The 17,589-nt window shown below is 65.8% G+C and carries 17 protein-coding genes and 1 tRNA gene; 11 read left to right on the top strand and 7 right to left on the bottom strand.

Annotation, left to right across the window (positions count from 1 at the left end):
* Both AC54T3_RS14050 and AC54T3_RS14055 read left to right on the top strand, forming a co-directional pair.
* The coding region (locus tag AC54T3_RS14050) for a single-stranded DNA-binding protein (RefSeq protein ID WP_496625695.1) at positions 1-482 on the top strand (482 nt) is incomplete at its 5' end.
* Positions 455-742: a tyrosine-type recombinase/integrase gene (locus AC54T3_RS14055; RefSeq protein ID WP_496625697.1), complete on the top strand. Its 288-nt coding sequence runs from the start codon at positions 455-457 to the stop codon at positions 740-742. The genes AC54T3_RS14050 and AC54T3_RS14055, both read left to right, overlap by 28 nt.
* A 25-nt stretch (positions 743-767) precedes the next feature.
* Here the strand turns inward: AC54T3_RS14055 and AC54T3_RS14060 are convergent.
* The 3 genes from AC54T3_RS14060 to pyk form a co-directional block, all read right to left on the bottom strand.
* A tRNA-Val gene (locus AC54T3_RS14060) sits at positions 768-842 on the bottom strand.
* Positions 843-927: 85 nt separating this feature from the next.
* A complete protein-coding gene (locus AC54T3_RS14065) occupies positions 928-1,887 on the bottom strand; it encodes an alpha/beta fold hydrolase (RefSeq protein ID WP_496625698.1) in 960 nt (319 codons plus the stop codon).
* A gap of 87 nt (positions 1,888-1,974) precedes the next feature.
* Positions 1,975-3,423, bottom strand: coding sequence for a pyruvate kinase (gene pyk / locus AC54T3_RS14070; protein WP_496625700.1), 1,449 nt, complete (start codon positions 3,421-3,423; stop codon positions 1,975-1,977).
* Positions 3,424-3,612: 189 nt separating this feature from the next.
* Between pyk and AC54T3_RS14075 the strand changes: the two genes are divergently transcribed.
* The 8 genes from AC54T3_RS14075 (at position 3,613) to kdsB (ending at position 13,178) form a co-directional block, all read left to right on the top strand.
* A complete protein-coding gene (locus AC54T3_RS14075) occupies positions 3,613-4,857 on the top strand; it encodes a lipoprotein-releasing ABC transporter permease subunit (protein WP_496625701.1) in 1,245 nt (414 codons plus the stop codon).
* Positions 4,850-5,563 carry a lipoprotein-releasing ABC transporter ATP-binding protein LolD gene (lolD, locus tag AC54T3_RS14080; protein ID WP_496625703.1) on the top strand — a complete coding sequence of 238 codons (714 nt, stop codon included), beginning with the start codon at positions 4,850-4,852 and terminating at the stop codon, positions 5,561-5,563. The genes AC54T3_RS14075 and lolD overlap by 8 nt, the downstream gene beginning before the upstream one ends.
* A gap of 25 nt (positions 5,564-5,588) precedes the next feature.
* Positions 5,589-8,147, top strand: a complete 2,559-nt coding sequence (locus tag AC54T3_RS14085) for a ComEC/Rec2 family competence protein (RefSeq protein ID WP_496625705.1) — start codon at positions 5,589-5,591, stop codon at positions 8,145-8,147.
* A gap of 183 nt (positions 8,148-8,330) precedes the next feature.
* Positions 8,331-8,960 (top strand): MotA/TolQ/ExbB proton channel family protein, encoded by a 630-nt coding sequence (locus tag AC54T3_RS14090; RefSeq protein WP_496625747.1) that lies wholly within the window; start codon positions 8,331-8,333, stop codon positions 8,958-8,960.
* Complete coding sequence (locus AC54T3_RS14095) at positions 8,957-9,400, top strand: ExbD/TolR family protein (RefSeq protein ID WP_496625707.1); 444 nt, start codon at positions 8,957-8,959, stop codon at positions 9,398-9,400. Before AC54T3_RS14090 ends, AC54T3_RS14095 begins: the two co-directional genes overlap by 4 nt.
* Positions 9,397-11,193, top strand: coding sequence for a lipid A export permease/ATP-binding protein MsbA (gene msbA, locus AC54T3_RS14100; RefSeq protein ID WP_496625709.1), 1,797 nt, complete (start codon positions 9,397-9,399; stop codon positions 11,191-11,193). The genes AC54T3_RS14095 and msbA overlap by 4 nt, the downstream gene beginning before the upstream one ends.
* Positions 11,180-12,388, top strand: a complete 1,209-nt coding sequence (lpxK, locus tag AC54T3_RS14105; RefSeq protein ID WP_496625711.1) for a tetraacyldisaccharide 4'-kinase — start codon at positions 11,180-11,182, stop codon at positions 12,386-12,388. The genes msbA and lpxK overlap by 14 nt, the downstream gene beginning before the upstream one ends.
* Positions 12,381-13,178 (top strand): 3-deoxy-manno-octulosonate cytidylyltransferase, encoded by a 798-nt coding sequence (gene kdsB, locus AC54T3_RS14110; RefSeq protein WP_496625713.1) that lies wholly within the window; start codon positions 12,381-12,383, stop codon positions 13,176-13,178. The genes lpxK and kdsB overlap by 8 nt, the downstream gene beginning before the upstream one ends.
* On the opposite strand, the gene AC54T3_RS14115 is transcribed toward kdsB, so the two are convergent.
* Positions 13,162-13,452, bottom strand: coding sequence for a hypothetical protein (locus AC54T3_RS14115; RefSeq protein WP_496625715.1), 291 nt, complete (start codon positions 13,450-13,452; stop codon positions 13,162-13,164). The genes kdsB and AC54T3_RS14115 overlap by 17 nt on opposite strands.
* 405 nt (positions 13,453-13,857) lie before the next feature.
* Between AC54T3_RS14115 and AC54T3_RS14120 the strand changes: the two genes are divergently transcribed.
* Complete coding sequence (locus AC54T3_RS14120) at positions 13,858-14,361, top strand: low molecular weight protein-tyrosine-phosphatase (protein ID WP_496625717.1); 504 nt, start codon at positions 13,858-13,860, stop codon at positions 14,359-14,361.
* 17 nt (positions 14,362-14,378) lie between these two features.
* On the opposite strand, the gene AC54T3_RS14125 is transcribed toward AC54T3_RS14120, so the two are convergent.
* From AC54T3_RS14125 to AC54T3_RS14135, 3 genes are read right to left on the bottom strand one after another with little or no spacing between them, the layout of a single operon-like run.
* Positions 14,379-15,140, bottom strand: coding sequence for a DUF2334 domain-containing protein (locus AC54T3_RS14125; RefSeq protein ID WP_496625719.1), 762 nt, complete (start codon positions 15,138-15,140; stop codon positions 14,379-14,381).
* A gap of 48 nt (positions 15,141-15,188) precedes the next feature.
* Positions 15,189-16,373 (bottom strand): glycosyltransferase, encoded by a 1,185-nt coding sequence (locus AC54T3_RS14130; RefSeq protein WP_496625721.1) that lies wholly within the window; start codon positions 16,371-16,373, stop codon positions 15,189-15,191.
* Entirely contained in the window at positions 16,367-17,569 is a 1,203-nt protein-coding gene (locus AC54T3_RS14135) for a sulfotransferase (protein WP_496625723.1), read from the bottom strand. The genes AC54T3_RS14130 and AC54T3_RS14135 overlap by 7 nt, the downstream gene beginning before the upstream one ends.
* Positions 17,570-17,589 lie beyond the last annotated feature (20 nt).

Consider the following 17,589-nt stretch of genomic DNA (forward strand, 5'->3'; position numbering starts at 1 on the left):
GACGGCTAAACTCTTGGCGGGAGGGCTCGCCCCATGAGCACCTTAAAAGGGCTGGCTTCTTGGATGAGAAGCTCGGCAAGCCGTTAGTCGCCGACTGGAAAGCCAGAGCCAAGGCCGTTGACGCCCTGCGCAAGCTCGCCCGAGACCGCCTAGACGCCCTCAAGGCCGAGGTCCGCCAACCGCTCACCGACTACGAGCAAGCCGAAGCCGACCGGCAAGCACGCATCCGCGACCTGCTCGAAGGCTGGCATCGGCAGCAAGACCACGCCCGTTTCATCGACCCGGAGACCTACAGCAGCGCTGCGGTTGCAGACGACATCGCCCATGTCGTCGCCCTGCCCATCGTCGAGGAACTCGATGAGCGCCAGGCCGAAGCCCAGCAGATCAAAGACGCCGGGCAATACCTGCAGAAAGGCGCGCGCGTCTACATCGCCGGCAACCTGAAGACGCGCAAATGGCAGGACCAGAGCCCACCGGCGTAACCGATGCCGGGCTGACCGACGTTCACCCGCACGACCTGAGACGGACGTTTGGTAGCTGGCTCGTGCAAGCGGGCGTTGGAATCGAACGCGTGTCCGAACTGCTCAGACACAGCGACATCAGAATTACCGCAGAAGTCTATGCACACTTGCGCCCTGATGATCTTGCCTCAGCAGCGGCCATTCTCGACCGTCCAGCGGCAGCGATCGCGGTACCAAAACCGCACACTGAACCGCACACTCAGCAAAAAAGAGGACTGTAAAAATGATGCAAACGATTGATTTGATTGGTGGGCGCGGCTGGGTTCGAACCAGCGACCCCTGCCGTGTGAAGGCAGTGCTCTCCCACTGAGCTACGCGCCCTAGATGCGGGCAGGCGAGGAAGGATAGCCGGCACATCGCTGGCGGTCAAATCGAACTGGCTTGCAAAGCGCAAAATCTCAAGTTCTCAAGTCACCGGTTCGATCAGCTCTGCGAGGATCGCTCGGCTGTAGCGAAACGGCACCGAATAATGGCCCTCATCGGCAAGCTCGGTGAGGGTGGCGTGGGGGAGCTGCTGGGTGTACCAGCGCGCATGTTCGATGGGGACGGTGCCGTCAGCTTGGCCGTGCCAGAGGCGTATTGGCAGGTCGATCTGCTGGAAGTCGATGTCCCAGTCGTGGGTGTAGAGATAGAGATCCCGGCGAGCGCCGGGTGCGCCGTTGCGCATGGCATCGGCGATGGTGCGATTGAGCGCGGCGTTGGTCTCGGGGTCGGCGAGGACGGCGCGATCGGCCGCCGGCGCGACGAGGCTGCGGGTGTTCTCGACCAAGGCCGGCCAGCGCTCGAGCATGGCAGTGGTGGGACCACCAAACACCAGATCGGTGAGCCAGTCGCCCTGTTGACCAATGCGCAGGTTCGTCCGCGCCGCCCAGTGCATCTGCTCGAGCTGTTCGTCGCGGTAGATGGGGCCCAAGGGGCAGACCAAGCCGCAGGTCGTGACGCGCCCTTGCAGGCCATGCGGTTCAAGACCCTGCGGTTCAGCCTCGGCCTGCGCGAGGCGCCAGGCGCAGGCCAGCACATAGGGTCCGCCACCGGAGACGCCGATCAAGCCGAAGCGCTCGAGGCCGAGCGCGTCCGCGACGCAGAGGACATCGTCCGGCCAGTCGGTGATCCGTCGCTTGGGATCGGGATCGCTGTCGCCGTAGCCGGGGCGGTCGATGCTGATGACGCGAGCGCCGACCGCGCGGGCGGCGTCGCGCAACAGCCAGGCCTCGCGCCTCGAACTCGGAAAGCCATGCGCATAGATCAGCGGCTGGCCGTCGGCGGCGCCCAGTTGCGAGAAGGCGATGCGCCGACCAGACGCGGTCGTGGCGAATTCAAGCTGTTCGAGGGTTGCTTCGGGGTGCGGGATGTCGGTGGTGGTCACGGGTACTCAGGGCGGCGCGCGCGGCGCCGATCAACGGGGGAGGGTTGGTGCCTGGAGGCGGCACCAAGAGGGTGTCCGAGGCGCGGCCTAGTGACAGGCGGGATTGCGACTCGCGCCCAGCTCCAGGATCTCGAGCCGATGGTTGCCGCAGGGATGTTCCTCGGACGGTCCCTGGGTCAGCAACGCGAGCCCGTCCTTGATGCCTTGATCGGCCAGCCAGCAGCGGACGTGTTCGCTCCAGTCGGGCAGATCGCTATCGACATCCACCGCCAGCACCCCATAGGAGAATTTCAGGGTTTGGCTGGTGCTCGGCACCGGGCTGAAGGCGATGACCCAGCAGGGGAGGCGGAAGCGGGCGATGCTGCGCGCGGTGTTGCCGCTGCGCGTCGGCACGATGACCGCTTGCGGGGCGCTGCGCTCAACCGTGTGATAGACACTGCGCGCGATCAGGTCGACCGCGCGCAGCGGGCCGCCATCGCCGTAGGCGCCGAGCGCTTGGGCGAGCAGACGGTTGTCGCGCTCGGGCTCGATGGCGGCGGCGATGCTGGCGAGCATCTGCACCGATTCGATCGGAAAGCGTCCCATCGCGGATTCGGCCGAGAGCATCACGCAATCGGTGCCGCCGAGGATGGCGTTGGCCACATCGGTGGCCTCGGCACGGGTCGGGCGGCGCAGCTTGACCATGGACTCGAGCATCTGGGTCGCGGTAATCACCGGCTTGCCGCGTAGGTTGGCCAGTTCGGTGATGCGGCGCTGGGCGACGGCGATGGTCTCGATCGGGATCTCCACACCAAGGTCGCCCCGCGCGACCATGATGCCGTCGGCGGCCTCGAGGATGCTGTTGAGGTTCTCCAAGGCCGAGGCGCGCTCGATCTTGGCGATGATGAAGGGATCGTAGTCGAGCGCTTGCGCGGCCGTGCGCACCGCGCCGAGGTCGGCGGCATTGGCGACGAAGGATTGGCTCACCGCATCCAAATGGTGTTCGGCGGCGAAATGCAGCCAGCGATGATCGTCTTCGGTGAAGGCCGAGATGCCGAGGTCGATGCCTGGCAGATTCAAGCCCTTGCGCGAGCTGAGTTCACCCCCGGCGCGCACATTGCAGACCACATCGGTCGCGGTGACCTCGACCACCTTGAGCAGGATAAAGCCATCGTTCAGGAACAGCCGATCGCCTGGCTTCACCGCTGCGGGCAGTCCGGGGAAGGTGATGCTGACGCGATCGGCCTGGCCGACACCGGGTTCGGTGGTGAGCGTGAAGTGCTGATCGCGCACCAGCTCGATCGGCTCTTCGTCGAGATCGCCGATACGCATCTTCGGGCCGGGGAGATCGCCCATGATCGCGACCCGGCGGCCGACCTCGAGCGCGGCCTCGCGGATGGCGTTGATGAGTTCGGCGTGATAGTCCGGATTGCCGTGCGAGAAGTTGAGGCGGGCGACATCGAGCCCGGCGCGGATCAGTGCACGCAGCACCTCGGGCTGGTCGGAGGCCGGGCCGATGGTGGCGACGATCTTGGTCTTTCGATTCGGTATCAACATGGGGAAACTCGGGGTACAGCAGGCGGCGACATGCCACAGATGAACACAGTCTAAAGCAAACCCTTTGCCACTTTTTGACCGCAGCGCCTGTCTTCGGCTCTGGTGATGACGGATGACGGGCAGGCGCCGGTCCAACGCCCGCCGATCCCTGGTATCCTGCACGCCCGCTTTCTGGTCTAATCCGCGCCCATGTTCCGTCCCTTCTCATTGTTCGTCGGCCTGCGCTACACGCGCGCGCGTCGGCGCAATCACTTCATCTCCTTCATCTCGCTGATCTCGATGCTCGGGATCATGCTCGGGATCGTCGCGCTCATCGTCGTGCTCTCGGTGATGAACGGCTTCCATAAGGAGATCCAGGAACGCATCCTCGGCATGGCCTCGCATGCGACCCTGTCCGATCCAGGCGGGATCAGCGATTGGCAGGGGCTGGTCGACGAACTAAGCCAGCACCCGGATGTGATCGGCGCCGCGCCCTTCGTCGAGATCGAGTCGATGCTGATGCATGCCGGGAAAACCCAGGCGGCCTTGCTGCGCGGCATCCTGCCGGTCCAGGAGGACGCGGTCTCGGAGTTGCGACAGGATATGATCGCGGGCTCGGTCGATGCGCTGATGCCGGGTGAGTTCACGATTGTGCTCGGCCGCGAGCTGGCGGCCGTGCTCGGCGTTGGGCTTGGCGATCAGGTGACGGTGGTGACACCACAGCTGAACGCGACACCGGTCGGGGTGATGCCGCGCCTGAAGGCCTTTACCGTCGTCGGTCTGTTCGAGGTCGGCATGTCCGATTACGACCGCGGTGCCGGCTTCATGCACATGGAGGATGCGGCACGCTTGATGCGCCTCGGCAATGCCGCCGAGGGTGTGCGGCTGAAGCTGACCGATATGTGGGAAGCGCCGATGATCGCGCACGAACTCCAGTACTCGCTCGACGGGCTCTATCGGGTCTCGGACTGGACCCAGGTCCATCGCAACTTCTTCGCCGCGCTGCGCACCGAGAAGCGGATGATGTCGATCATCCTATTCCTGATCGTCGCCGTGGCCGCGTTCAATATCGTCTCGACGTTGGTGATGGTGGTCACCGACAAGCGTGCCGATATTGCCGTGCTGCGCACACTCGGTGCCTCGCCGGGGCGCATCATGGCGATCTTCATGGTGCAAGGCACCGCGATCGGCGTCTTCGGCACCTTGCTCGGGGTGATCGGTGGGGTGCTGCTCGGCTGGAACGTGGAGGCGATCGTCGCCTCGATCGAGTCCCTGTTCGATGTCCATTTCCTGGACCCAGGCATCTATTACATCAGCGTCTTGCCCTCGGACGTGCGCGCCGAGGATGTGATCCGGATCGCGCTCGGTGCCTTCTCGATGACGGTGCTGGCGACCCTGTATCCCGCTTGGCGCGCGGCGCGCACGGACCCGGCGGAGGCGCTGCGCTATGAGTGAAGCCGCCGTGAGTGAAGCTGCAGTGACGACACCGGTACTCGAGGCGCGCGGCGTCGGCAAACGCTTTCGGCAGGGGCCGCTCGACGTCGAGGTACTGCGCGACATCAACCTGGTGGTGCCCGCTGGTCTGCGGATGGCGATCATCGGCGCCTCGGGCTCGGGCAAGAGCACCCTGCTGCATTGCCTCGGTGGTCTGGAACAGCCGACGGCCGGGCAGGTGTTCTGGTCGGGCCGGGCGGCGATGGGGCTCTCGGAGCGGGCGCGCGGCGAGCTGCGCAATCGCCAGCTCGGCTTTGTCTACCAGTTTCATCATCTGCTCACGGAGTTCACCGCGCTGGAGAACGTTGCCATGCCGTTGTTGATCCGTGGCAGCGCGCCGGCAGCGGCCAGGGATGCGGCGGCGGCGATGCTCGGCCGCGTCGGGCTTGGCCATCGTGAGGCGCACAAGCCGTCCGAACTCTCCGGCGGCGAGCGCCAGCGTGCCGCGATCGCGCGGGCATTGGTGACGCATCCGGCCTGCGTGCTCGCCGACGAGCCGACCGGGAATCTCGACCGACAGACCGCAGAAGCCGTCTACGACCTGATGCTGGAATTAAACGCCGAGATTGGCACCAGCATCGTTATCGTGACCCATGATCCGACGCTGGCGGGGCGCGCTGATCAGGTCTGGCGGTTGGACGAGGGGCGGTTGGTCGAGGCCGTCTGAGGCGGACGCGCCGCCGCTGAATCAGGTGCGCGAACCGGCTCTCGAGGACGCGACCAGGGCTCGGCGGCCAGCTCCCGAACTAGAGCCTGAGCCTGCTTCTGAACCTGCTCCGGCGCCAGCTCAGGACAAGGGCTCGGCGACAGGCCCGGGGCTGGCGTCGGTCGGTCTTGGCTTTGCGCTCGGTGCTGGGAGCTATTTCCTCGCCAGCGAGCCGGCGCCATGGCCCGCGATCCTGGCCTTGGTGCTGCTCGTGCTGCTGCTCGTAGTGCTGCGCTTACTCAGCGGGCGCGTGCTGCATCGGCTCGCTTGGCCGCTGGTTGGGCCACTGATGGGGCCACTCGCGGCCTTGGTGCTCGGTTTCTGTTGGTCGCATCTTTGGGTCTGCGCGGTACTGTGCGAGCCGTTTCCAGATGCGCTGGCGCAGCAGGATCTGACCCTCGTCGGACGCATCGCCTCGCTGCCCGATGCCACGGCCGAGCGCACGCGCTTCTTGTTCGAGGTCGAGCGCCTGAGCCAGGCTGGCGAGCCGGTCGAGGTCACCGGCCGCGTGCGCCTCTCTTGGTACCAGGATGCACCGGCGCTGATGGCAGGTGAGCGTTGGCGCTTCACGGCGCGCCTCAAGCCACCGCATGGCTTCGTCAATCCCGGCGGCTTCGACTATGAGCGCTGGCTGTTTCGGCAACGCATCAAGGCGACCGGCTATGTGCGCGCCGAGCCAGCATCGCAGCGGCTCGCGTCAGACGCTGGGCGCTACTGGCTGGATCGCTGGCGACAGCACCTGCGCGAACGTCTGCAGCAGGCCTTGCCCGAGGGGGTTGGCGCGGCCTTACTGCCAGCGCTGGTGATTGGCGATCGCGGCGCGCTGACGCCGGCGCAATGGGATGTGCTCTCGCGCACCGGAACCTCGCATCTGGTCGCGATCTCCGGGCTGCATGTCGGCTTGGTCTCGGGTGCCCTGTTTCTGTTGGTGAGGCGCGCTTGGGCCTTGCTTCCTGGCTTGGCGCTATGGATCGCGGCGCCGCGTGCAGGGGCGCTAGCCGCGCTCGCGGCGGCTTTCGGCTATGCGGCGCTGGCGGGTTTCGCGGTCTCCACCCAGCGCGCCTTGGTGATGCTGGCGGTGGTGCTGATCGCCGTGGTCGCGGGTCGCACCTTGCGTGCCGGGAGCGCGTTGCTACTGGCGCTGGCGGCGGTGCTCTTGGTCGATCCGGCGGCGGTATTGGACTACGGCTTTTGGCTCTCGTTCGGCGCCGTTGCCGTGCTGTTCTACGCGCTCGGTTGGCGGCTCGGGCCACCGGGCTGGATCGCGCGCTGGGGCGCGGCGCAATGGGCGGTCGCGCTCGGGCTGTTGCCGCTACTGATCGCCTTCTTCGGCCAGGCCTCGCTGATCGCGCCGTTGGTGAATCTGCTCGCGGTGCCGCTCTTCGGGCTCTTGTTGCCGGCCATCCTGCTCGCGACCCTGGCGTTCTTGCTCAGTGGCTGGAGCTGGCCGCTGCACGCCGTCGACGGGCTACTGACGCAAGGCTATGCGCTGCTCGCTTGGGCGGCGGATCTGCCTTGGGCCACGCTCATGCTCGGCGGCCGGCCGGGCTGGGTCTGGCTGATCGCCGGTGTGGGCACCCTGTTGTTGCTGGCACCGCGCGGCATCCCCGGCGGTGGGGGCGGGGCGGGGCTGCGCGGGCGGGTGGGGCGGGGCCCCCCGGCGGCGCCGGCGCCGGCGCCCGGTGAGCTGCAGGTCACGCTCTTGGATGTCGGCCAAGGCCTCGCCGGCGTGCTGCGCACCCATCGCCATACGCTGGTCTACGATACCGGACCGCGCTTTCGCAGTGGCTTCAATACCGGCGAGGCGGTGATCGCGCCCTATCTGCGGCACCGGGGCATCGACAGCATCGATCTGCTGATCATCTCGCACGCGGATCTGGATCACGCCGGCGGCCTGCAAGGGCTGCTGGCCTCGGTGAAGGCGCGGCGCATCCTCAGTGGTGAGCCCGAGGAGATTCGGGCCGAGATCGGGGCTGAGGGCGAGAGCGAGGGCACAGGCGCGCCGAGCGCACTCCTCGTCGATGTCCCCGTGGATGCCTGTCAACGCGGTCAGCGCTGGCATTGGGATGGCGTCGACTTCGCGATCCTGCATCCCGTGGATGCGACCGGGAGCGGCAATAATCGCTCGTGCGTGCTGCAGGTCTCGGTGGGCGAGACCGCGCTGCTCTGGCCCGGAGACGCGGAGGCCAAGGTTGAGCGGCAGTTGCTGCACCGCGATGGTGGCGCCTTGGCTGCCGAGGTGCTGATCGCGGCCCATCATGGCAGCGCGAGTTCGACCACGGCGCCTTTTCTGGCTCGGGTGTCGCCGCAGCTGGTGCTCTTTGCCATGGGTTGGAAGAACCGCTACGGTTTTCCGGCCGCGTCCGTGCGCGAGCGCGTGATCGCATTAGGCGCTGACGGCCTGGACACGGCGAGCGCGGGTGCCATTGAGCTATCGGTCGATCCGCTGGCGGGGCTGCGCTTGGAACGTCCCTATCGCGAGCAAGCGGATCGGCTTTGGCGTCATCATCCCGCGCCCGCGATCCCGCCTCGGAGCAGCCCATGAGGCATCCGCTCGGCGCGAGCAGCGGAGCGCGAGGAGGGGCACGGGGCAGGGCGACCGCCGGGGCAAGACGGGTCGCCGCTGTCAGTGCTCAGGCCAAGGTGATCCCAGCCCGATGGTTTTGCAGTGCGTTATGATGCCCGGTCTGGTCTCATTGACTCACTTGCGTTGCGAGGCAACCCCCTAGTGCTCGATCTGCTGAAGGCCGGTGGCTGGCTGATGGTACCAATCCTGCTGTGCTCAGTGGCCGCCATGGCCATCATCATCGAGCGTTTCTGGGCCTTGCGCCGCCAGCGCATCATGCCGGATGGCTTGGTGACCCAGATCTGGCAGTGGCAGCAACGCCAACAGCTCGACGATGAACGCATCGATGCCATCCGTCGGGGCTCGGCGCTCGGCCGGATGTTGGCCGCCGGACTGGTCAACCGCTTCCACGCGCGCGAGGTGATGAAGGAGGCGATTCAGGATACCGGCCGCCATGTGGTTTCCGGGATGGAGCGTTACCTGAGCACGCTTGGCACCATCGCTGCGGTGACGCCCTTGCTCGGGCTCTTGGGCACCGTGATTGGGATGATCGATGTGTTCAGCGTCATCATGGACGTCGGCGTCGGCGATCCCGGTGTGCTCGCTGGCGGTATCTCGCAGGCCTTGATCACTACCGCCGCCGGGCTCTCGGTGGCCATTCCGGCGCTGATGTTCCATCGCTATTTCATCAGCCATGTGGATAAGCTAGTGGTCGGCATGGAGGAACAGGCGCTGCGCCTGATCGAGGTGATGCAGGGAGAGCGCGAGGCCAGCGATGGTGAGATGCCGTGAACCTGCGCCCGCATCGCCGCGAGATCCCCGAGATCAATCTGACACCATTGATTGACGTCGTCTTCCTGCTGCTGATCTTCTTCATGGTCACGACCAGCTTTCGCGACGAGGGGCGGCTGCGATTGCAGCTCCCGGAGGCGGATGCCGAGGCGGTGCCGGCCGAGGAGATCGAGCTGGTCGAGGTGATGATCGACCGCGCCGGGCGTTTCTATGTCAACCGCCAGGCGCTGGCCGGCAACGATCTCGAGACGCTGCAACGGGCGCTGCGCGACGCGGTGGGCGCCGAGCGCGGGCTGCCGGTGGTGATCAAGGCCGATGCGCGCACCCCGCATCAGGCGGTGATGACCGTGCTCGACGCAGCCGGCCAGTTGGGGCTGACGCAGGTGGCGTTTGCGGCCAGTCAGCGCCCGGTCGACGCAACGACGGAGCCCACGCCATGACCTCGGCAACCGGCGTCGGTGCCGTCTTCAGCCGGCCGGGCGAGGCCTCGGCTCGCCTGATCTATCGGCGCCTGCTGGGCTATGTGCATCCGTACCGGAAGATGTTCGCGATCGCAATCGTTGGCATGCTGATCTTTGGACTGACCGAGCCCCTGTTCGCGGCCATGATCAAACCGCTGCTCGATGGCAGTTTCGTCGAGCGCGACCCGAACGTGGTGCGCCTGATGCCGTTCGTGCTGGTCGGCATCTTCCTCGTGCGCGGCCTGGCGGGTTTCGTCAATACCTATTGCTTGAAATGGGTGGGGCGCCGTGTGGTAGCGGATCTGCGCCAGCAGATGTTCGACCATCTGCTGCGGGCCCCGGCGCGCTATTACGATCACCATGGCTCTGGCCAGATCATTGCCAAGTTCACCTATAACGTCGAGAACGTCGCCAATGCGTCCACCTCGGCCTTGACGACGTTGGTGCGCGATGGCTTCACGGCGCTGGCGTTGATCCTCTACATGCTCTATATCGACGCCGCGCTCTCGGCCATCTTCCTGCTGGTCGCGCCAGCGATGGCGGTGGCCATCAAGTATGCGACCAAGCGTTTTCGCCACTATGGCAAACGGGTGCAGGAGCGCATGGGCTCGCTCTCGCACGCAGCGCAAGAGGTGATCGAGGCGCATCGAGTGGTCAAGGCGTTCGGCGGCGAGGACTACGAGAACCGCCGGTTCACCGCCGTGAACGAGAAGACCCGCTCCTTGCAGATGAAAATCGTCGCCACTGATTCGATCAGCGTGCCCCTGGTGCAGTTGATCGCCGCCATCGCCATCGGCGTCATCGTCTATCTCTCGACGCTGCAGGGCCTGCGCGAGGACATCACGGTCGGCACTTTCATGTCGTTCATCGTCGCCATGGGCCTGCTGCTGCCGCCAGTGAAACGGCTGACGGCGGTGAACTCGCATCTGCAGCGTGGGATCGTCGCCGCCGAGAGCCTGTTCGAGCTGATCGATAGCGAGATCGAGACCGATACCGGCGAGCAGGTGCTGACGCGCGCCGAGGGACGGGTCGAATACCGGGAGGTGACCCATGCCTATGATCCGAGCAAGGGGCCGGTGCTCGAGGATCTGAATCTGGTCATCGAGCCTGGACGCAGCGTGGCGCTGGTCGGGCGCTCGGGCAGCGGCAAATCGACCATCGCCAGCCTGCTGCCGCGTTTCTATGATCCCACCGAGGGGCAGGTGTTGATCGATGGCGTCGATCTCCGGCAGCTGACCCTGGCCAGTCTGCGCGCGCAGATCTCGCTGGTGACCCAGGACGTGATGCTGTTCAACGACACCCTGGCCAACAACATCGCCTATGGTCAGCAGGGCTCAGCGAGCCGTGCCGAGATCGAACGCGTCGCCGAGGCGGCGCACGCGACCGAGTTCATCAACGCCTTGCCGCAGGGGCTGGACACCCTGGTCGGCGATCGTGGCGTGCTGCTCTCGGGCGGTCAGCGCCAGCGCGTCGCGATCGCCCGCGCGATGCTCAAGGATGCGCCGATCCTGGTGCTGGACGAGGCGACCTCGGCGCTGGATACCGAGGCCGAGCGCCATATCCAAGCCGCCTTGTCGGCCTTGATGCGGCATCGCACGACGCTGGTGATCGCGCATCGCTTGTCGACCATCGAGCATGTTGACGAGATTCTGGTGCTGGACGCCGGTCGCATCGTCGAGCGTGGGACGCACGCTGAGCTGATTGCGCGCGGGGGGTACTATGCCCGCCTACACCGGATGCAGTTCGCCGAGGTCGGGGTTGAACCCGACTAACCTGAATGCCGCCCAGCGCGCACGGCGATCTGGACGCTTTGCCGGCTCGCGGCACTTGGCGAGGGCGGCCGTGAAGGGGTTCGCGCGTCGCCTCGCATCGACGCTGGCGCGGCTGTCGGAACAGGTCTGGTATCAGGGACACTGGCTCGGCACCTTACTGGCGCCGCTCGGCTGGCTGTACTGTGCCATCGCGCGCTTGCGGCGCTGGGCCTATGCGCGCGGCTGGCTGGCGTCTTATGCGGTGTCCGTGCCGGTCATTGTGGTCGGTAATCTGACGGTTGGCGGGACCGGCAAGACGCCGCTCGTGCTCTGGTTGGCCGAGCACCTGATCGCGCGCGGCGAGCGGCCAGGGATCGTGCTGCGTGGGTATGGCGCGCAAGGGAGCGGGCAAGAAAGCTGGCAAGGGGACGAGCGAGGCGGCAAGACATCGCGACGGCCGCGTCGGGTGACAGACGATGCCGACCCTAGTGAATTCGGCGACGAGGCGGTGTTGCTCGCTCAGCGTGCCCGTTGCCCGGTGGTGGTCGGTCGCGATCGGGTGGCCGCCGCACGCGCCTTGGTCGAGGAGTTTGGTTGCAATCGTGTGCTGAGCGACGATGGACTGCAGCATGAGCGGCTGCGGCGGCAACTCGAGATCCTGGTCGTGGACGGGCTGCGCGGCTTCGGCAATGGTCGCTGCCTGCCCGCAGGTCCGCTGCGCGAGCCGATTGCGCGCCGCCATGACGTCGATCTGGTGATCGGTAACGGCGGACCCGGCGCTGATGGGATCGCCGACGCCGATGGGGTCGCCAACACCGATGGATTCCAGATGCAACTGGAGCCGGGGGCGGCGGTGAACCTGCGCGATCCGGCCTGTCAACGCGCGTTGGCAAGCTGGGTCGGGCAGCCCGTGACAGCGGTTGCCGGCATCGGGCATCCACAGCGCTTCTTTGCGATGTTGCGCGGGTTCGGGTTCGGGCTCGAGATCGAACCGCGCCCCTATCCGGATCATCATCGGTTCAGTGCTGCCGATCTCGAACAATGGCCCAAGGGGCCGGTGTTGATGACCGAGAAGGACGCGGTGAAGTGTCGCACATTTGCGGGGCCCGATCAGTGGTTCGTGCCGGTGACGGCGGTTCCTGAAGCGGCCTTCGTCGACGCACTGGATGCGGCACTGGATCGGCTTGGGGATTTTCCTGGAGGTCCTGATGATTGAGCAGAAGGAGACGCACGTTCCCCACTTTCGCGTCGTGATCCCGGCCCGCTATGGCGCCACCCGCTTGCCGGGCAAGCCGCTGATCGAGATCGGCGGGCGGCCGCTGATCGGCTGGGTCTGGGAGCGCGCGCGTGCCAGCGCGGCGGTTGAGGTGTTGATCGCGACCGATGATGCGCGCATCGCCGAGGTCTGCGCCGGTTTCGGCGCCGAGGTGGTGATGACGCGCTCGGATCACTGCAGCGGCTCGGAGCGGCTCGCCGAGGTCGCCGAGCGTCGGGGCTGGGAGCCGGAGGCGATCATCGTCAACCTGCAGGGCGATGAGCCGGGGATTGCGCCGATGCTGATCGATCAGGTTGCGCGCGGCCTGGCCGAGCATGCGGATGCGGGTCTGTCGACCCTGGCCTGCGGCATCGAGGACGCCGAGGCGCTGTTCGATCCGCATGTGGTCAAGGTGGTGACCGATGGCCAGGGCTATGCGCTCTATTTCACCCGGGCACCGGTACCCTGGCATCGCGATGCGTTTCTACGGGATCGCAGTCGACTGCCCGAGGGCGTCCCTTTCCTTCGCCATATCGGTCTCTATGCCTACCGTGCGGGGTTCCTGGCGCGCTATATCGGCTGGCCAGCGGCGCCGCTCGAGCAGGCCGAATCGCTGGAGCAGTTGCGCGTGCTCTGGCGGGGCGAGCGCATCCATGTCTCGCTGGCCGCGATGCCGCCGGGTCCTGGGGTGGATACGCCGGATGATGTTCAGCGCGTGAAGGCGTGGCTGCAGGTCAACGCGCGTGGGTAGCGTTAAGGCTGTCGAGAAGATGCACGAGTTCGTCGGAGAATTCGCCCTGAGCGCCGTGGATCGGTACCTCGATGTGCTCGTTGGCGCGGAACACCGCTTGGCCAAACTGGTCGGTCTGGATCGGCGGTAGCTGATCAAAGGCCTCGAGAACCAAATGGCCTTGGTCGCTGTCGCTCTCCGCGAGGATCTCGACGATCCGGCAATCGCGACCGAAGTAGCAGCAATTGCGGCCGATCAGTGCGCGCAAGCGTTGGGTGAAGGCATTGTCGGTCATCGGCATTCTCGAACGTCAATCCTGAGTATTGAAACTGTCCTATATGGTTGCAGGCGTCACAAAAAAAAATGCCCCGCAAAGATGCGGGGCAATTCACCACTGAGGAGGTCAGAGGACGGAAAGGCAGAGAGGGAGGTTTCCGCCTCGCCTTTGACGATGCAGTATCGATGCCAACTTTTTTGGCTTCGTGTCTCGACTAATCAACTTGCCGATCCCAGGCGTTCGGGCGAAGGGCGGCGGCGATAAACCCTATGAACACACATGGAATCGAAGGGGGACGAGCGGGTACCGATTGGATCAGACCCGCTCGTATTTGCACCAAAGAGGTGCGCTGTGGCCTCGACCCTGTTCGCGCCGCCCGCAAGAACTCCCATGCACCAGGATCAACTCACGATGAAAGAACCGATGAAACAACGCTTTCACCCTCGTATCCGTGTGCTGTTCGTGTGCATGGGTAATATCTGCCGATCGCCAACAGCGCAAGGGGTGTTCGCCAAGCGCGTGATCGAGGAGGGCTTATCGCACCTGATCGAGATCGATTCCGCTGGCACCCATGCCTATCACGTCGGTGAGCCGCCGGATGCGCGGGCGCGCGAGACGGCTCAGCGGCGCGGGATCGATCTCTCGCGCCAGCGCGCACGACGGGCGGTTGCTGAGGATTTCGAGCGCTTCGACTATGTCCTGGCGATGGACAAGGCGAACTATCGGGCGCTGTCGGCGCTCTGCCCGCCAGGCTTCGAAGAGCGGCTGCACCTGTTCATGGACTATGCGCCACAGCTCGGACAACGCGAGGTACCGGACCCCTACTATGGGGGCTCGAATGGCTTTGAGGCCGTGTTCGATATGGTCGATGCGGCCTCGCGTGGCCTGCTCGAGGCGATTCGCCGTGAGCATCTCACTCGTGCTTAGGCCGAACTTGTCCGTGCCTAGGCCGAGCTTGTGGCCGCCGATGCGCTGCTGAGACTGTCGTAGGCGATGGGCTCGAGCGCGCGCGCGAGATCGCGCTCGAGGTCGTGAGCGAGGGCAAGCTCGATGTCGCGCGGATGGATGCCGATGCGGATCGGCAGCCCCTGGTGTCGGGCGCGCCGCCAATTCCAGCGATTCCAGAGCCGCAGGATCGGTGCCCGGAGCGCATGGTCGGCCTCGTAGCCGAGCAGCGGGAGGGGCTGCACGCGCTCGGCGGCGGCATTGATGACCCCATCGAAACGTTCATAGAGCGAGAATGGACAGGTTTCGCGCAGGCGCGCGAGCGAGATCTGGCCCATGGCCCAGGCCGGCGGGACATAGAGCGCGGGCGGCTCCAAGCCGTGATCGCCGAACCAGGCATGGCAGCGCTGGATCAGCGCGATGATGCCGGCCTCGTCGAGCGCCAGATGCTCGGCGACGCGGCGCGATAGGAACAGGCCGTGTAGCCGATGATAGAGGCCACCAAACGCCTCGGCCCGATGCCGCCAGCCATGTCCGGCGAGCTGATAGCCATCGCGCTCCAGACTGCGCAGGGTCGCCAGCGCGGGGCGGTCCCAGTCGCGGCCGGGCACCACGAGCAGGGTGATCGGCGCCCGTTGATGATGCTCGAGTCGCTTCAGGGTGCGTTGCACCGCCGGTAGCGTTTCTGGCATCAGATCGTGGACCGAGATCAGCGCTTTCGGTGGCGGCGCTGACGCTGGCAGGGTTTCGGAGGCCTTCATAGTGCTCGAACTCGAGCAGCAGGCCGCAGATGCGCTGTTGGTCGCTGCTCAACGGTCTTCATACTGCTCGAGCCCGCGTGGGTCTTGATCGCGCAGCACCGAGAGCCAGTGACGCAGATTGCGGTCATTGATCTCGCGCGCGGCCTCGCGTCCGAGCACGGCCTTGCGCTCGAGCATGCTGCGATCCAGGGCGCAGACGCGCTCGAGGACGGTGGAGAGCGTTTCGTCATCGCGCATCTGAAACAGCGCGCGATTGAGCAGATCCCAGCTCAGGATGCCGCACTGCGAAGAGACCACCACCAAACGCCCGCGCGCTAAGGCCTCGAGGGCGATGGTGCCGAAGGATTCGATGGTCGAGGGTAGCACCAGCAGGTCAGTCTGATCGATCAACGGCAAGATCTGCTGGCGTCGGACCCAACCGACATACTCGAGATTCGGTAGCCGCTCGGCCTCTTGCTGGACCCATTCACGCAGCGGACCATCGCCGGCGATCTGGAATTGAAGCCGGGGAATGGCTTCGGCGGCTTCGATCACGGCGCCGAGATTCTTCTCCGGCGCGAGACGGCCGGCGAAGAGCACGCGCTCGATCCGCGCTCGCAATGGGCTCACGGGCTCATCAAGGAAGCGTTTCGGGATCGGCGTGCCCATGAGCCCCACCTTCGTCGCGCCGATGGAGCGGGCAACCTCGAGCATGTCGTCGGAGTTCGCCAACACCAGATGGCTGGCCTTGAACAGCGCGCGATGACAGTGGTTGAGATAGGTCTGGGCGAGAATGCCAAACAGACGCCAATGGTTGTTCAGCGCCGCCAGTCGCTCGAAATGGGTATGGAAGCCGACCACGAGCCGCGCCTCGTAGCGGCGCGCGAACAGCAAGCCGAGCATCGCGTAGGGGCCAGGCGTCGGGATGATGATCGCATTCGGGTTCAGGCGCGCCAGCCGGCGCCCGATCAGCTTGGGACGCGGGATCAGGAAGCGTTGGGTCGGGTCGCCTGGCATCGGCATCGCCAGGCCGCCGTGCCATCTGCTCGCTCGATAGCGTGGCGAGATCAATTCCACCTTGGCGCCGATCGCCTTCAGATGCTCGGCGAGATCCTGATAGTAGGTGCCGACGCCGTTGCGCTCGGGTGCCGCGTCGGAGATGATCGCGACCCGCAGTCCACGCGCATCGATGGCAGGCGCTTGGTCGAGCGTGGGCGAGGACATGGGAACAGGTGGCAGGGAGGAGTTCAGCATGAGGCGACCCGAGGCTCGAGCACGGCGGTTTGCGAGGTCGCCGCCGCAAGCACCGGATGACGATAAGCAGCCGCAAAGCGCTCCGCGAGCGTGGCCGGCGTGAGGCCAAACTGCTCAAGGCTATAGTGATGCTTGCTTTGATAGCGCCGAGCCTGGCTATCCTCGCGCGCGAGCACCTGCGCAAAGTCGGCTGAAAGGGTAAGCCCGAAGCGTTGATAGACCGTTGTGAGCGTTTGCCCCAGATGGCCACGCAGATCCCGCATGCCGAGCGCGGCGTGCCGATCCTCCGGTAACCGTTCGCGGAGTTGATCCAGGTTCTCGTAGTAGAACGCCAACTGGGCGGTCAGGCGTTGGCGCACCGGTTGGCTATCGGCGGGCACCCCGAAGAACGCGAGTCCAGGGCCGATCGAACTCAGCTGCGAGGGGACCGTTTCGAGCGGATCGCGCAGGCTGACGAGGAAGCGGGCATCGGCAAAACGTTCAGCGAGACTCCGCGCCCAGGGCGCGAAGGCGGCATTCTTCGAGAGCAGCCGTTTCTCGGGGCCATGCACATAGAGATGGCGTTTGAGACAGCTCTCGTAGAAATCGAGCAGGCGCCGGCGCTCGGCGGGATCGAGGTCGGCATCGAAGCGCCCGACCCGCCAGATGTGCTCGAAACCGGGGAAGGGCAGCGCGAGGATGAAGCAGGACAGGACCGGCATCAGCGCGAAATAGTCCTCCTCCGGTGTCGTCAGCCCCATCGGATGGACCTCATCGAGCCCGGCGAAGGCGCGGCGCTCGATCCGCCGCAGCAGGCGCGCGATCGGGGCCCCGATCGCGCGATCCAGCCGCGCGAGTCCGAGGAAGAACAAGCGCTGCGTTACCGATGGGGCGAACAGGCATTCCCAGGTGCGGAAGGTGGTGAACTGGCGGTCCTGCGCCAGCACCTGATGCAGCCGCGTGGTGCCGCTGCGCGGCACGCCGAGCACGAACAGCGGCGCCTCGACCGACACCCGCCGCCAGCCGCGAAAGAAGAGGTCGTCGAGCAGGAAGCCGAGCCAATGCAGGGCTTGGCCGAACGCGAACAGCGGCAAGAAGCCCATCATTAACAACACGCGCCGCGCGCGTAGCGGCGCTTGGCCATCGGGCGAACGGCTCAGGCTCGCTCCAACGAGACCGATGAAGCGCTTGGTCGAGATCAGGAAGAACTCAAGCATGGCAGGCGAGATCGGTCTCG

Source organism: Halochromatium sp. NSM3 (assembly GCF_059621085.1).